This is a genomic window from Candidatus Stoquefichus massiliensis AP9 (assembly GCF_000455285.1).
Taxonomy (GTDB): domain Bacteria; phylum Bacillota_I; class Bacilli_A; order Erysipelotrichales; family Coprobacillaceae; genus Stoquefichus; species Stoquefichus massiliensis.
Map to the genome: position 1 here is coordinate 344,538 of NZ_HG005287.1, position 16,185 is coordinate 360,722.

16 protein-coding genes are annotated in these 16,185 nt (G+C 46.5%); 1 reads left to right on the plus strand and 15 read right to left on the minus strand.

Annotated elements, in window-relative coordinates; translation table 11 throughout:
* The coding region (locus BN350_RS07655) for an ATP-binding protein (protein WP_222704650.1) at window positions 1–389 on the plus strand (389 nt) is incomplete at its 5' end.
* A 54-nt stretch (window positions 390–443) separates the two neighbouring features.
* On the opposite strand, the gene BN350_RS20245 is transcribed toward BN350_RS07655, so the two are convergent.
* The 15 genes from BN350_RS20245 to BN350_RS07725 form a co-directional block, all read right to left on the minus strand.
* Entirely contained in the window at window positions 444–1,163 is a 720-nt protein-coding gene (locus tag BN350_RS20245; RefSeq protein ID WP_187117115.1) for a LytR/AlgR family response regulator transcription factor, read from the minus strand.
* Window positions 1,164–1,328: 165 nt separating this feature from the next.
* The gene (locus tag BN350_RS07660) at window positions 1,329–2,225 is read right to left on the minus strand and encodes a conjugal transfer protein (protein ID WP_028043070.1); all 897 of its coding nucleotides are present in this window, start codon (window positions 2,223–2,225) and stop codon (window positions 1,329–1,331) included.
* Between the two features lie 187 nt (window positions 2,226–2,412).
* Complete coding sequence (ltrA, locus tag BN350_RS07665; RefSeq protein ID WP_028043071.1) at window positions 2,413–4,242, minus strand: group II intron reverse transcriptase/maturase; 1,830 nt, start codon at window positions 4,240–4,242, stop codon at window positions 2,413–2,415.
* A gap of 719 nt (window positions 4,243–4,961) precedes the next feature.
* Entirely contained in the window at window positions 4,962–5,912 is a 951-nt protein-coding gene (locus BN350_RS18755) for a C40 family peptidase (RefSeq protein ID WP_044600194.1), read from the minus strand.
* Entirely contained in the window at window positions 5,909–8,095 is a 2,187-nt protein-coding gene (locus tag BN350_RS07675) for a CD3337/EF1877 family mobilome membrane protein (protein ID WP_044600195.1), read from the minus strand. The genes BN350_RS18755 and BN350_RS07675 overlap by 4 nt, the downstream gene beginning before the upstream one ends.
* Window positions 8,095–10,542 carry a conjugal transfer ATPase TcpF gene (tcpF, locus tag BN350_RS07680; RefSeq protein ID WP_028043073.1) on the minus strand — a complete coding sequence of 816 codons (2,448 nt, stop codon included), beginning with the start codon at window positions 10,540–10,542 and terminating at the stop codon, window positions 8,095–8,097. Before tcpF ends, BN350_RS07675 begins: the two co-directional genes overlap by 1 nt.
* On the minus strand, window positions 10,529–10,918 hold the full coding sequence (locus BN350_RS07685; protein WP_028043074.1) for a conjugal transfer protein: 390 nt from the start codon (window positions 10,916–10,918) through the stop codon (window positions 10,529–10,531). The genes tcpF and BN350_RS07685 overlap by 14 nt, the downstream gene beginning before the upstream one ends.
* A 103-nt stretch (window positions 10,919–11,021) precedes the next feature.
* On the minus strand, window positions 11,022–11,525 hold the full coding sequence (locus BN350_RS07690) for an antirestriction protein ArdA (protein WP_028043075.1): 504 nt from the start codon (window positions 11,523–11,525) through the stop codon (window positions 11,022–11,024).
* Between the two features lie 18 nt (window positions 11,526–11,543).
* A complete protein-coding gene (locus BN350_RS07695; RefSeq protein WP_028043076.1) occupies window positions 11,544–12,044 on the minus strand; it encodes an antirestriction protein ArdA in 501 nt (166 codons plus the stop codon).
* Window positions 12,045–12,171: 127 nt separating this feature from the next.
* Complete coding sequence (locus tag BN350_RS07700; protein ID WP_028043077.1) at window positions 12,172–12,393, minus strand: hypothetical protein; 222 nt, start codon at window positions 12,391–12,393, stop codon at window positions 12,172–12,174.
* Between the two features lie 3 nt (window positions 12,394–12,396).
* Entirely contained in the window at window positions 12,397–12,525 is a 129-nt protein-coding gene (locus tag BN350_RS07705; protein WP_028043078.1) for a DUF3789 domain-containing protein, read from the minus strand.
* Window positions 12,526–12,528: 3 nt separating this feature from the next.
* Window positions 12,529–13,731: a MobT family relaxase gene (mobT, locus tag BN350_RS07710; protein WP_044600196.1), complete on the minus strand. Its 1,203-nt coding sequence runs from the start codon at window positions 13,729–13,731 to the stop codon at window positions 12,529–12,531.
* A 242-nt stretch (window positions 13,732–13,973) separates the two neighbouring features.
* Entirely contained in the window at window positions 13,974–14,375 is a 402-nt protein-coding gene (locus tag BN350_RS07715) for a hypothetical protein (protein WP_044600197.1), read from the minus strand.
* Window positions 14,368–15,774, minus strand: coding sequence for a P-loop NTPase family protein (locus BN350_RS07720; RefSeq protein WP_028043081.1), 1,407 nt, complete (start codon window positions 15,772–15,774; stop codon window positions 14,368–14,370). The genes BN350_RS07715 and BN350_RS07720 overlap by 8 nt, the downstream gene beginning before the upstream one ends.
* A 17-nt stretch (window positions 15,775–15,791) precedes the next feature.
* Window positions 15,792–16,185 (minus strand): YdcP family protein (locus tag BN350_RS07725; RefSeq protein ID WP_081652876.1); only part of this gene is annotated, 394 nt, incomplete at its 5' end.

The following is a 16,185-nucleotide window of genomic DNA, read 5'->3' on the forward strand; positions in this document are numbered from 1 at the left end:
AGGAAACAGGTATCCAGATGGATTTACATGTGGAAGTGCCTGCCGGTATCACGGTTGCGGACAATGACCTGTGTACGCTCCTGATGAATATGCTGGACAATGCCATAGAAGCTGTGTCAGAGCTGGACAGGGAAAAGCCGCACATCGAATTGACGATGCACGTCAGGGGACGTTATCTGTTCGTGGAAACGCTCAATCCCTATACCGGCACGCTTTTGAAAGATGAAAAAACAGGGCTGCCGGTAAGCAGTAAAGGGGCAGGTCATGGCTATGGCATGAAAGCCATGTCAGAGGTTGCCAAGAAATACAGCAGCAAGCTGCAAGTCAAGCAGGAGCATGGCATACTCATTGTACGGACTGCCCTGCTGATGCCGGAAAAACAGGAATAAGAAAAACGCTGTCTTTTTTCCATTACGGAAAGAGCAGCGTTTTTTATATGCAAGTCAAAGTTTCAAAAAGGCGAAATATCTGTCTAATGTCTGGTCGTGATAGCGGCGGCTGATGGGGAATGTCCTGCCATCATCCATGAGGGCATCTGCGGACTGTATCTCTTTCACATGGCTTAAATTGAGGATATAGCTGTTATGGGACTGGCAGAAGCTGAACGTCGGAAGCTGCGGCTTCAATGCGGACAATGCGCCGTTCCAGTCACGGCAGCCATCTTTAAGCCATATCCTTGTAAGATGCTGTGTGGCTTCCAGTGCGTAGATATCGGCATAGGGTATCGAAATCAGTCTGCCCTCTATCTTAAGGACAAGCCTTGCATCCGCATAGTTTCGGCGGTAATCGGATAACAGGATATCCCTGAACTTCTCAAAATCCACCGGTTTCAGCAGATACCACAGGGGCTGTGTATCGAAGCAGTCAAACACGTAGTCACGGTGGGACGTGATATAGATGATGCTGCATGTCACCTGATGCTTGCGCAGCGTCTTTGCAAGCGTCATCCCGTTTTCCGTGGAAAGCTCAATGTCCAGCAGCAGAAGCTGGAAGGCAGTTTCATTTTCCAAAATCCTGCGCTGCATGGGGGCGGCTTCACAGAAGGATTCTATTTCAAAATCTGTGCCGCGTATAAGTGCGTTTTCTGACAGGATTTCTTCTGTTTTCCGGCTTAAATGGTGCAGGAATGTTTCATCATCGTCACAGATTGCAATACGGTACATCTGCTTCACCGCCTTTCTAAGAAATATTGCTGTTTCTTGGTGAAAGTATATCATTTTTTACAGGTACAGACAATTTCTTTTTTTGCTTAGGAAAAGTGAATCTGACGATGAAAAAGGGGAGTGTGCCGCTCATGTCTTTGCTGTAAGTGACACACTCCCTTGATGTCAGCCTGTGATTTTCCAGTTGTCCCCCTCTTTAGAGAGGATAAGGTCATACTGTGAAATCTGTGCTGCCTTGGTGCTGTTATCCAGATACCTGACTGACAGCGTGACCTTGACTTTTCCATCTGCCGCCGTATAGACAGGCTCGATAAGCTCTGCAAAAAGGTAATCGCCGTTTATCGGTTCTAATACATTTCCCTGTACATAATAAGCAAGTTCCTTTTCGGTAGCCGTAGGGTAGAGCTTGAAAAAGGTTTCCAGAAATGCCGCTGCGTCCTGCATGGTTTCAGCGTCCACGCTTGCATCTGCTTCCTGTGTCTTTGGTTCAAAAGCTGATTTCTGGTATGTCGGGGCAAGGGTCGGGTTCTTCGTGATAACCATGTTTCTGTCTGCGTCCACATGGACAGTCACGGTATAGGTCGCACTGACCGCTCTCGTCTGGACGCCCTCCTTTATCTGCTGATCTACTTCGTAGGCAGCCGTAAACTCGTTCTCCCCAGACTGTGCCACGTTCCATATCTGCACGTCACTGACCGTGGAGCTGGTCGGTATATCCGTCCGAATCGTGTCCACATTCAAGTCCTGCAATGCCTTTGTCAGATACGCATTGATAGAAGCAGTGCGCTTTTCTATGGCTTCCTTGCTGTTGTCCCATGTGTAATAGGATTTTGCGAAGTTCTTCACGAAATTCTCAATCCCGTTGGTATCATTGAGCCGTAGCTCTATGATTTCCTTTTCATGGGTGGTGTGCCGGTCGATTGCCGTAAAATTCTTATACACCCCGAAGCTGACGCTTGCAGCCAGCACCAGCCACAGGGCAATTACGGATTTTTTATGCGTGCCGACTTTCACGGTACGCACCTTTTTTTCTTTGATGGATTTTTCTTTTTTCTTAAACATTGTTGTATGTCCTTTCTTTTTTGCTTTTATTGTTTGATTCTTCCCGCACCGATTAAGTGCTGTTGCCAGTAGGCACCTGTAAGGTCTGCATAGCCGATAGATAGCGATAGGTAACTCTTTGAAGTTATCTCCGAGTTTTCCCCCGCTTCACACCGTGCATGATAGTTTCCTATCACACGGCGTTCCCTCAATAACAGGCGTTATAATCTAATTCATTATTTCCAACCAAAACTCGATATTGATTGATTTTCTTTAATTGCCTTTTGTCTGGATTTACTGTGGTGAGGTACTTCTCAAGCACTTTGTTTTCCACTGCATGAACCAATATATGTACATCATTCGTGATATAAATAAGATTTTTGTATTCATCATTACCACCCATAAATTTAGGAGTGATATGGTGTAAATCCATGTTTCCTATTTTTAGAATTATTCCAGTTACTTTACACCGCCCATTTTGAGCGACATATACTGATATTCTGTTATCGTTGTATTCCGTTGTTCCTTTAAGCGTAGAAGATTGCTCCATTAGATAATGAATTATCCTCATATCCATTTTTAGCCTTTGATGTATGGAGTTTCTTCCATTTTCTGTATATCTTGTACAGTTTTTAGAAATCATTTTTGGCTCACGAAATTTTATTCCTGCAATCGGAAACAGGATTGTTTTTGCTATGAACACTTTTTTATATCCATAGTCTTTATAGAACTTTAGGTATGTTTTTGAAATACTTCCAGTTCTAGCACGAATTTTTTTGGTTCGACAAAGTAGGCTCTTGTTGACTATATAGGCAATCTTTATAAAATCCTCATTTACCATAGTGGCAATGCTGTAATAGTTCTGCAATCCAATAACGATTGAATTATATTTATTTACAGCTTCTCTTGTAGGATTTTTCTGTATTACTTTGACTTGTTCTTTTAATTTCTTGATAGCATTTTCTCTTGCTTTATCCCTCATGTGGCTACGGTTGGTATACTTATTTGCTTTTCCTTTTCTGACTTTTAATTTTAGCCCTAGAAATTCGGAATAGCGTTTTCGGATATTTGTTATCCTAGATTTCTCTGGACTAATATCCAACTGTAACCGTTGCTTCAACCACATTTGGGTTGCAGTAAATATCTTTTGAGCAGTTTTATAATCCTTGCACATGATTTTAAAATCATCTGCATAACGGACAATTTTTATTTCTTTTAAACTGCTTTCTTTTAAAGCAAGAAGTTTGCTTCTTTGATACTGATATGGATAATCGGTCGGGAAGTTATCCCATTGACTTGCTATCCACCAGTCAAGTTCGTTTAATACTACATTGGCAAGTAGCGGTGATAAAATACCGCCTTGTGGAGTTCCTTTTTGGGGAACGCCAACGCCTTTTATTGGAGCTTTTAACATTCTTGAAATAATGCTAATGAACGTTTTATCTCTTATTCCAAGCGTCCATAACTGCTTTAACAGTTTTCCATGATTTACATTATCGAAAAAGCCTTTTATATCAATATCTACCACATAGTGAAATCCACTATATGCCAGATGATAAAAGCGAGCGATAGCGTGTGATGTGCTTCGGTCTGGTCGAAACCCATAGGAATGTTCATAGAATTTTGCTTCTAATATTGGTTCTAGGATTTGTCTGATACATTGCTGTATCAGCCTATCTTCAATGGTAGGTATTCCCAGAGGTCTTGTTTTTCCGTTTGGCTTCGGTATTTCTACACGCTTTACAGAATGGGGAATATAATTCCTTAATCTGCTTTTGACGTACTCTGCAAGTTGCTCTGGATTGGTTTCAGCTATTGTTGAAATAATCGTTCCATTTGTGCCAGCCGTTTTGCTCCCTTTATTGGTTTTGATTGTTCGATATGCTAACATCACATTTTGTTCTGCTGTTATCAGACTGATAAGGTCTGTGAATTTGTAATTACATTTTCCTAGCTGATACAGCTTGTCATGAACTTCTTGTGTGTTGTAGTATTCATTGAACCTTAATGCTTTTTTCTTTTGTGCTTTGATTGTCATTAGTCGGCGTTAATCCTCCTTTGGAGTTTCTGCCTATTTTAGTCATACTCGAACCTAATACTTTTTAATGAATTGATTTTTAACTGTTATTGACTAGTGGCTATCCCTCCACAGCTTGTTATCACTGCTTCATTGGTACTGTGCCACCACTTTCACTGAAATTAACACAAGTTATATCTGTAAAGGGTTTTCCTTGTGAACACTTCTTTTACTGATAAGAGTATCCATGTTTTCAGCTTACGACGTTCCGATAATTCTATCCGTGCATATATTTTTAGGTAATTCCTCTATGCCTGCTTGCTTGATACTGCCTGTAACAGTATAAGGACGTTCATAGTAACCAGTTTTACTAGCCCTCACAAGCTCCACAGCTGTGGCGATTGCTGTTAGTCAATCTCGCGGTTTAGACACGTACATTCGGAATTTTGTCAGTGTTCCACTTTCTGAAACACATACTTACCATGAATATTTTATGGAAACCCGACCTATCATACACTCGACCACCTCTGGTTCGCTTTTCCTGTTCCGCATTGCGTCTTTAGGGTGTACTCTCAGCCGTCTTCTGCGAGCTTCGTACAATAAAGTTCTTATCTACTTTACCGCACGTCGCAGTCTTAGCTAAAGCCTTTCGGGGCGTTACTCCGTCATTCGACTTTTTAAATTATCAGTTCTCTTTATGAAATTGTTTTTCGTGCTTCATAAATGCCTAACCTTTTCAGTTAGGAACGTCTCGCACGGTCGCCGGCGTGATACATACGGTTGTTGCCGACATATATTCCGACGTGGCTTACATAGCTTCCGCTGTTATAGGTAGAATGGAAAAACACCAAGTCACCAGCCTTTGCTTGTGACAGTGGTATATGCTGGGTCACGTCGTACTGGTCTTGCGCTACACGGGGCAGGCGGATGCCAGCCTTGCCGTAGCACCACTGCACCAGACCGCTACAGTCAAAGCTGGTGTTGGGGTTATCGCCGCCATACACATACCGCCAGCCCTGATATTTCAATGCTTCGTCCATGACTGCCTGTACCGTCTTGTCGTCAAAGTGCGTGACCGTTAGGTACTGGTTTACCAGTTCGGTATAAAACATATTTCCGTAGTTGTACCGCCAGCCCCCGTTACGGGCAACGGCTATCGGATTCGTGTAGGTCACTTTCACACCACCCGAATGGGTACGTGAGAAGTTTTCTGCCAGTGTATAGCTGTGTTTTCTCCCGTTTCCAGCCACATAGCCAAGATAACCGCCACCGTAGTTGTAGCTTTGAATGACGGCGTTTATGTCCTCTATCCCTTGTCCTTTGGCAGAAGTAAGCAGTTCCGAGAAATACTTACAGCCTTGTTTGATAGAGCTTTCCGTATCTAAAGAGTTGGGAGGAAGCCCCAGACTTTCCGAGCTTTGCATAACGTCAGCCGTCGTCCCTCCGCTTTCCACCTGCATAATCGCAAGCAGGTAATTCACATAATCCTCAATACCGTATTCCCGTGCGTACTTTTCCACCATCGGATGATGTTTGAGGACTTCGGGCGAAAGGTTCATTCCTGTAACAGTGGAAGAAGTACCACCGCCCCCGTCGTCATCCTCTGCACTCATCAATACACCGAAGAACAGGACGAGGGAGAACAGCACAGGAAAGATACAGCCGAGAATCACCATATGCCTTATCTTCATTTCCTGCGTCCTTTCTTCTTATGATTCGCTGTCTGTTTCTGGGCGGTTCTCTGGGATTGCTGCACCTGCCTTGTCTGCCGGTTTTTTACTGTCCGTTCCGTTTTCAGGTTCCGTCCTGTTTCCTGTGTCTGGGTGGCAGGGGACTTATCCCCAGCCTTGACGGTCTGACGCTGTACGTGCTGGTCGGCAGCTTTCATGGAAGCCCCAGCTGTAACAGGACGCTCTTTGACTGGTGTTTCCTTGACGGCGGCACTCTGCTTGGGAGCAGTGACGGCAGGGCGTTTTTTATCCTCTGGTTTTTGTACGGTCTTTGCTTCTGGCTTTGGTGTGGTTGCTGGTCGCTCATGGGGACGGGTAGCTCCTGTTGTCGCTGATTCGTCCGCTTTCTTTTGAGAACGCCTTGCTTCCTGTGCTTTCTGCATTTCCATACGCTTCTGTGCCACACTCTGTCTGCGCTGGTTTCGTTTGTCAGCACGCCCTGACTGCCTTGTTTCCTGTTCCTGCACCACGCCACGCTTGAAGTCTGACACATTTTCCTTCGCTTTCTCCGTTGCAGCGTGAACGGCGTAGCCTGCCTGTGTCGGCATATCCTTGACGGACTGCTTGGCAGAAGCTGCCTTATCCCTGATACGGTTTTTCGTGTCAAGCACCGCACCAACGGCGGAACCTGCACGGCTTCCCATTGACGAAGCGGTTCGGTTGTCCCGTGTCCGTTTCTGACTGGAAGCGGTACTGGCTGGCTTATCTTTGGAAAATTTAGAACCTGTGACAGCACTTGCCGCACTTCCAGCCCCGACTGCCTGTACCATGCGCCGTTCCATTCGCCTTGCCCTGTGGCGCATGAACATGTATGGTCTGCGGAATATCCTGCGTCCCATGCTCTGGCTGTCCCCAGCGTTAAGGCTGAACATACTCATAATGTCGCCCAGCTTGAAGTAGATGCCTGCAAACGTCACTATCTGCAAGAACGCCACCATAAAAAACGGGTAGTCCGAAGATATGTTGTAGAACATGCTGGATATGGAAAATGCCACGGTCACGACCAAGGTGATGCCAGCCCTCGTCATAATGGTGTTGAACACCTTGACGACTGCCTGTTTTGCCATGCCCTCAAAGCTGGGTATCATGGAGAGTAGGAAGCTCACAGGCAGGAACATGGCGAAGATGATAAACAGTATCTGGCTGAAAATCATCATAGCCGTAAGCAGAAAAATAAATATCGTGATTCCCAGATTGAAGATAAGCAGGAAGAACACCATGCCTAATCGGTTTACGACCTGCGGTATCGTCATGTTGTCGTTGTCCCTGTCCTCGATTTCCGTTTTCACAACGTCCTCTCTGGTTTCCCCGTCCGTCGGGCTGGCAGATACCAGAGCTTCCACACGGTCAGCCCCGATTTCCTCTGCATTGGAATTGCCGAATTGAAGCAGCAGCCACGGCTGTTGCACCTGTATGGAAAACAGGCTGTCCCGTATCAAGTCCACGCTGTCCTTGCCCTTGCTGTCACTGTCTGAAAGCATGATTTTTGTCCCCAAGTCCAGCGAAGCGGTGCTGATGTCACTCGAAAACTCGTTGACTTTCTTCACGTAGTCGGGAGCATAGGCGATAAAGGCACTTGATACGAGGAACACCACCAGAAAGTTGATGACTGCGTGGATTGCCTTGCTGGTTTCCCGTTTGATAAGTCCCGTGTAGGCAACGTAGATTCCCACCACAAGAATAATCAGCAGCAGGAAGCCCACGTAAAAGCCGGAGCTTCCAAAGCCGTTCTGACTGACACCTGCAAGGGTCTGTATGCTTTTCCCGATACTGTCTGCCATGTCATTGATAAAATCCAGCTTGTAGGCTTGCTGCACCACGTAGCCTGTGGCGTTGCTTAGATATAAGCTGATAGTCCAGACAAAGTTGGTGATACAGTAAAGCCCGTACTGCACCGACTTTCCGATGCCATCCAGCCAGTTCCACGGCAGCCAGTCCCAGCTATTGTCCACGTAGAAGTCTAGCTGATAATTGGAAAGTGGGTACTTGGAATACAGGTTGCCGGCATTTATGGTATCGTCCACCAGTCCTGTTGCATGGGCGACTGTGCCTGTCAGTGCAAGAAGCGCAATCGTGATAACGGCAGCCAGCAGGACGATGTTCAGAACATGAAGCAGTTTCTTTCCTGCCTGTTTCCAATCCATCACACCACCTCATTTCTCACGGGCGGTCTGGTATCAAAGGCAGTCAGCAGGTCAGAAAATACAGGATGTATCTGCACCACGCCTACACGCCCGTACAAGTCCTGCAATAAGCACTGTCCATTCTCCAAGTCACGCAAGCGTTTCTGGTTGTTCTCATCCTCCTTGTCAATGCCGAAAAATTCTAGGGTCTGCTTGATTTCCCCTATGTCAGTGCTCCGAAAGGCGAATTTAAGCCCGATATTGTTTTTCAAGCTCTCCTTTGATACGTCGCCGGAAGCCTGTGTGACAAAGTAAACCCCTGCGTTCATGGCACGACCGGCACGCACCAGCTTGTTAGAAAGCGTTTCTCCCTGTGCGACATTGAGGAACGCCCATGCTTCGTCAAGGTCTACAATCTTAAAAACCGACCTGTCGGAATGGATGAAGTCCAGCGCAAAGGTACTGATTACGATAAGCATTGCCACCGATAACAGTTCAATCGTCGTGTATTCTTCAAAGGTCGTGTCCTTGTCGGGTAGCACAAGGTCTGCCACCTGTATGATGTTCAACTGCTTTTCCAGACTGATTGCGTGTTCCACGTTGCCGTCCGAAAATAAGAGGTGTGCAAAATCATAATCCGTGAATGATTCGATGTGGTCTGCGATATTTCTTGCAACCGGCGTATCTTCTTTGCGCAGCTCGTCAATGACAAGGAGCAGTCCTTTTGTCTGGCTCTGGGTCACGGAGCGCACCGCCTTACGAAGCACGGGGAATTTTTCGCCGTCCCGTGAGGAAATCCCCGTAAGAAATGTCAGCGTGTCGATTGCCAGACTTTCAGCGTCCTTTTCATTTCTCATAATCACGAACGGGTCAAGCAGTCCTTTGTTTCTTTCATCACTTGTCAGATTGACGATGTTTATCTCGTCCGCAATCTCTGGAAGTGTCGCTTTCCAGTTTCCACGTTCCGATTTTGGGTCTAAAATGACTGCCTGTCCGCCAAAGAGAACGGCATAGTAGACAAGCAGGTTGTTGCAGAATGACTTTCCACCGCCAAGGCTCCCCACAAAGGCAGAAGCAAGGGCGTTCGTGACCGTTCCTTTTATCCCCTGACTGGCAAGGGCAGGCTGTAGGTAGACGTTGCGTCCCGTGTCCACGGAATACCCGATATAGATACCCTCATTTTCTCCCAGCATTTGCGTAGCACCAAAGCCAAGGCTTGCCAGAAAGTCGGACTTCACATACTGCACATAGTCATTGATGTAACGCTTGCTGGCTGGTAAAAATTCGCCGTGCAGTCCCAGCATATCCCCAGCAGGGCGCACCAGCTTCACGTTCAAGTCGTCATAAAAGTCCTTGACCTCGTCGGCTCGCCGTTTTAGTTCTTCAAGGTCGGGGGCAGATACCCGTATCACATAGGAGAGCTTGTACATGCTTTCCTTGCTCTGGTCTAAATCGTTTTCCAGTTCGTCCACACTGTCCAGAGCGTCCACCACGTTACTGCTGGTTTCGCTTCCAGCTTGATAGGCGTGGTTGTCTAAGTCTTTCAATTCTTTTTTCTTATTTCTGACCGTGGTTAAGGCTTTCTTGTTTCCTACGATTTCCACGTTCATTGACGTATCAATGGGAAATGTAAACTGCTGTTGCTGGAAATAGAAGATTTCACTGGACGGGAAGTCAAGCTCCCCGACAATGGCATTGACCGTAAAATAAGTCACGTAGCTTTCGCTGTCCTCATGTTCCAATCGTAAGTACCGCTGGCTTTCCTCAATCAGGCAGCGGGTCGGACGGATAAGGTCATACCGCTTGATGAGCGTTTCTTTTTTCAGCTTCTTTTTGGGGAGCTGATACTCATAATCTTCATACGCCACGCCATCCCGTCCGTAGAGGTGTTCTATGAGATAACCAAAATCGTTTTTATCCAGACGGCGCACCTTGAAGCGTCGGGCAATCTTGTTTTCCAGCAGTTTTTCCATTTTCAGATAACGGCTGGTTTCGTCATTACTCATAGACACAAAGTCGCCCATGAGCGTATGATTGACTTCTAGCAGAAATTCCTTGAAGCCCATAAAAGCCGACTGCTTCATGCTGGAAAGGCTGGCTTCCTGCTCTGTCACCATGAGCTTGAAGCCGAGGAAAAAGCGGTAGTCCACTTGATTGTCACCAATCATTTCTACAAGGGCTTTGGTCTGCTCGTCAATCTTTGCCGTGGCGACCTCACGGAGCTTTCCTGTGATAAGCCGTTTGGATTTTTCCTGTATGCTTCTTATGGAGCTTTCCGTTGCAATCTGTAAGGCATGGAGCTTTCCCTCACGGGATTGTGCAATGAGCTGACGGAAGTTGTCATGCACGATAAATTTCTGCTCTGGGGATAAGAAGCTGTAATTGTAGGGGACAAGCTCATAATAGGCGAACACCTCGCCATCCCTGTTCCATACAAGGTTGTTGTCAATATATTTAATGGGGAACATGCACCTCACTCCTTACTGCGGTAATGCTTTCGTTGAATTTCTGGCTATGCAGTCTTACCGCCTTTCCTGCATAAGTCACTTTGGGTCGCAGGGCAAAGGTCGTCATGGACTTTAGGAAGCTGTAAGGCTTCTTGCCGTCAAACGTCTTTTGCGACATGAACCATGTGAGGGCAACAGGGATTCCGAAGTATTTCAGAAATGCTCCCTCAATCAGATTGAGTGGCGGCAGGTCGGCAAACAGGATAATGAGAAATTCTGTCAGCACGAACCACGCCATCTGTGAAAAGGTAATCGGGAACGGGAGGTTAAAATCGTTGATGGAATACAAGACTTTTTCCACGTTCCAGATGCCCGTATAGCTTTTTACTTTCTTCAAATCGTTTCACTCCTTTCATTGAAAAGGGCAGTCAGCATTTGCCAACTGCCCTTACATGTAAATAAGCTGTCAGTAGCACCTTTGCAGGTACAGATCTGACAGCTTATCGCTGGATTTCACACATGCCGTAACTGGTTTCGATAAAGTAACCGCCGATTTCCAAGTCACGCCCATATGCTTCATAATCAATATAGTATTGTAAGCTGGGCGGGATTTCCCCCAGCGTTTGCAGTTCGTCTACATAGTACCTTGCCACGTCCTCCATACCGTCACAGTCGGGGTAGAAGTAAATCTCGTCCTTGTGTTCTGCGACACTCTCCACGTCCCCATAATAGGAAATGAAGTCATCCAGACTGTCCACGACTTCCTTTGGAAGTTCCTCTATCAGTTCGTACAGCTTGTTCAGCTCGTCGATGGAGCTGTATTCTGACACTTCACAGGGGAAGTTGTCGGTATCGTGAATGGCATATTCTTCATATTCGCCGTTCAGTCCGATACGCTCTGCGATTTCTTCATAATCGAGAGGGAACGAGAACCAGTCGCCGACTAAATATCCCTCGTTGTACTTGCCGAGGTTGGCAATGTAGACACGCATATCATCTGCCATAGGCTGACACCTCTTTTCTTACCACGGTATCTCAAAAATGCCGTGGTCTGTTTCGATAAAACGCCCGTTTTCATCAAGGGATTGTCCGTAGGCTTCAAAATCAAAGTATCGCATACAATCTTCTGACAGAGTGTTGAACGCTGGGTCATCAGCCAGCATATGACGGGCAACATCTGTCATGGAGTTACAGTTGGCATAGTGAACAATGTCATGCCTGTAATTATGCAGCTCGTCCAGATTGGAATAATACGCCATGAACGCAGGCAGTTCTTCTCTTACTTCTGCTGGCAGGTTTTCATACATGGAATACAGGTCATTGAGGGTATCAATGGTGGTTGCTTCCGTCACATCATCTGTAAAGGGCAGTTCCATTTCCACAATGCGGTAATCCTCGCTGTCAGCTTCCACGCCGAGCAGTTCTTCAAACTCTGTTTCATCAATCGGCAAATCAAACCAAGCGGAGGGAAGTTCGCCGTTCGTTGGTGTTGTTGCTTCAATATAAACTCTTAATTCTTCCATTCGTTTTCACGTCCTTTCTTTTGGCTGGGATTTTTTCTTGTACCATTCCTTACCCCCTTTCATTCCCCCTAAGCCCAGCTCCACTAGGGGGAAAGGTGGGTTTTGCCTGTCTGCAAAACCATTTATCTTATGCACCGATAATCTTATTAAACAGGTTCAGAAGTACATCTTTCACGCCGCCGGCGTTGAATACCAGACCTACCGCAATCAAGGCTACCACCAGAAAGCCGATAAGTTTTGAAAACTCACGCTTGAAGCCTAAGTAAACACCGATAACGGCAATCGCCATCAATACAAGGCTCTGTGCGTTCGATAAAAACCAGTTGTATAAGTTCTGTCCAAAATTCATGTTTTAGTCCTCCTTCTTCATTTCTTCCATTTGTTCGTCAGCCATTTTGCCGACCTTTAAAATACACATGAGCGTGACACCCATGCCCATGCCAAGTGATACCAGCAATAAATCTTTCAATAATTCCAGCATTTCCTATTCCTCCTTTGACTGAAAAACGACTTCCTCACTGGAAGCCGTCTGCTGTCTGATAATCTGTTCATGTTTTTCTGTGAGTTTTGCCGCTTCCCGTATACTTTTCAGATAGTCCGTGCCGTTTCCAGCATCTATCTTTTCCAGCATTTCAAGGGTAGGGGCGACCTGCCTTGCAATCCATTTGAGCGTCCGCTCCAGCGTGTACGGCTCTGGCTTTGTCGTCAGCTTCAAACGCTCACGTCCTGTACCGATAAACCATGCCCAGCGGTCATTGAGCTTCCAGTCGCTGTGACGCTTGTGTTCCTCCCTGTCCACAAAGCGGAGATAGTTGTTGATGATGTCGAACGCCGTCCGCTCTGCATCATAATAGGTCAGCAGGTCACGCACTGCATAATAAGCACGCTCATTTTTCAGCCGGATTTCAAAGCGGTTCTTGATGGGCGTATCGGAAAGTGGAATCCCCAGCTTTGCATACTGTTCCTGTGCCTTTTCGTAGATACAGAAATAGATTTCTGATTTCAGCGAACCGATATACAGCGTGTGTCCCATTCCTGCCTTGTCCTGCTCGTCATGCTTTATCAGCGCACCCGAAGCATAGGACTTGTAGGAACGGAACAGGCTGACACATTCCTCATGGCTGCATTTTCTGATAAGCTCTGGAATATCAAGGATGCCTGCCTTGTCGTTGATGGCAAGGTCAAGACGCTTCATCACGCCGCCGTCCACCAGAGCGTCCATGAGGAAGTCATACCATGACCGTTCCTGTGCCAGCAGGTAGCTTTCCATCTGCCGACACCCTTTGCCTTTGAGTTCCAGCAGGACACCTTTTTCCTCGTCAGCAGAGGTCAGCACGAAGATGTCACCGATATAGTAATGCTCCGTGTAGCTGTAAAAGCCGAAGTCCTCATGCAGCAGGTAGCTCATGTTGAGCTTTAGGATATCCTGTATGACGTGCTTCACGTCCATTGTGGGAAACCGAATCCGCACATAGTCAAACAGCATGGTAAGCGGATTGTCTGGATTGAATTTTTCCAGTGCGTCGTCAAGCTGGCTCTTGATTTCCTCTGTCAGCCTGACCTTGCCGTTTTCGATACGGCTTACCTGTTCACGGCTCATTCCTGCCATGACCGCAAGCTTTGTCTGCGATATGCTGTAGGCAGAGCGTCTGTCCTTAAATGCCGTTATCCAGTCGTTTTCATTCAGTTGTTATCCCTCCATTCATGGAATGTGACATTTGACCGCCCATGTCACACTCACGGCGATTTGACGAAAACCCTTGTACTTAGCGGAGTTTCCGTTACTTTTTTGACTGTTTCCTGTTGTATTGTACCCCTCTGTTAGATACCGAGGGGCTGTACTGGTGCAGGGCAAGCCCTGCACCACAAAACGTCGCTCCTGCGGTCTTGTTCGCTTCGCTGACCGCCCTCTCCGTTTTGTGGCTGGGCTTACCTGTTCATGCCAACATATATCATCACATAATCAACCTCTGGGGAAAGACAGGCTTCCAGTACGTCTTTATCCAATTCATTCTGACGGATGTTGTCTTTTTCAAGAAAGGCTCTGTCCAGCAATTCAAACACATAATCTATCTGGGAGTTACACACCGATTGCTTTTTATTCAGTCGGATGTAAAACAGGTCTGGCAAAAAATGCTCTTCCTCAATCGCTTTTGAAAGGACATTATCAACCTTTAAGTCAAATTGATTTTTGGGATTGCATTTGAATTGTCTGTATCGTGGCAGTACAAATTCATGGCAGTCTGAAAGAAAACTATCATAGCCAGCACAGACGCATTTCATCCCCTTTCCTGTGTGTTCGTTTAAAACTTCAATTACTTTATCATTCATTTGTTGAATCCTCCTTTATCGGTTCTTTTGGTATATCTTGCCTTGTCATGGCAAGCGTACCTATGGTCTGTAAAAAATCGTGTTCTTTGGGGACAAGGGGAGTATAAAACTCACTGATAACACTTGTACCCACGTCACAATAGCCCCGTCCCCTGATACGCTTCTGGAAAAACTTCTTGCTGGTGTCGCTTCCAAACATCATGCCGTAGCCAAGCTCACTCATGCGTCCCAAGGCAACACGGAAGTTGAAATTGTCACGTATGCCGTCGCTGAAATACTTTGCGTCTGGACGCTGACAGGCAAGTATCAGAAAATAACCTGCCTGTCGTCCCAGCATGACGATTTTCTTTAGCTGGCTTAACACGGCAATGCTTTCCTTTGTGGTAAGACATTCCATGAACGCCACGTATTCGTCAAAGATAAGGAAGTGGGGAGCAAGCCCCAGATAGGCATAGTTCTGTCCCGTCTTGTAGTTCGGCATGAGCTTCATTGCTTCGGAACGTGCTACCATGCCGTCATAGAACGCATTGACGCACTCTGTCATATCTTCCTTTTGGTAGTAGACATTTGGCATGACAGCCCCCAAGTCCGCAAGGTCGGCGTTCTTTGGGTCTAACACATAGAGAACGGCATTTGTCCGCAGCAGAGCTTCAATGATGGTAAGGATAAAATACGTCTTACCGCCACCAGTTCCACCACAGATAAGGGCGTGAGGGAGTGCGTCATATTCCCAGACAAGATTCTTCATCAAGCGTAAGCCCCCGTTTTCTGCCTGCACTTCCTCTATGGAAATGCGGTTTGCTATCATATCATAGAGCATGGTGTATTCCACGTAGCCGTCATATAGCAGCTTGTCGGTCAGCTCGCAATACAATCCGCTTTCCAGCTTATCTTCAAGGCTCAAAAGCTGGTCTTGATATTTCCCCAGCGTGATTTCACACTGGATATGAAGCAAGCCTTTCTCCATGCGGTAATACATTTTGGGAAAGTAGCTGATTTTCTCTTTTGTCCTGCTGGACGCTAAATCAGTGAAAAAGCTGTTTCCCTGTATTGTTTCCGCTTCATACCAGCCGTTTTCCAGTATCATGCGTGCCAGCTTTTGGCGGTGTATGAGCTGTTTCAGTCTGTCATAGCAGAAGCGGTAATACATAAAAGCGACTAGTATACAGATACCAGCCGCCATGATAATGGTTATGAAGTTGTAAGGGGAGAGCGAAAACGTCAGTCCGGCATTACTGATTAAGGTGAATTTATCCCAATCGGCACGCATGAGCTGTCCCATGTTCATAAGCAGTATGAGCGCCACGAACAGGGACAGGAGCGTTCCGGCACAGAAGCGGTACAGCAGTGACTTGTCACTGGCTCTGATACGCTTTCCCTTATATTTGTAAAAGGGCATAGTTCCTCCTTGTCAGCCTATTTCTTGCCTTGTGTCTGCTGATTGTGGTTCTGTGGGTTTCCTGCTGGCTGTCCCTGTGTACTTCCGGTCTGACCGCCTTTGTTCTTCAACACAATATCATCTGCCTTGATGAACCAGTCCACGTCTGCCCCCTGAAAGGTCGCATTTGCCACTGTGTCCGCAACAGGGTTGACAAGCTCCACCTCTGCGTTGTAGTCAAATTCCCTTAACGGTACAGTGGCAGGAATGGACACCTGTATCATGCATCCCTGTCCACGGCATTTAAGGTCGTAGGTGCGTTCCTTGATTTCATCGCTGACTGTGCCGTCCTCATTCTGGATATGCACCTCACGTCTAAGGGCAGAGAATTTCAACTGCCCAAATGTCTTTTCTTTTTCAATCACGATTCCG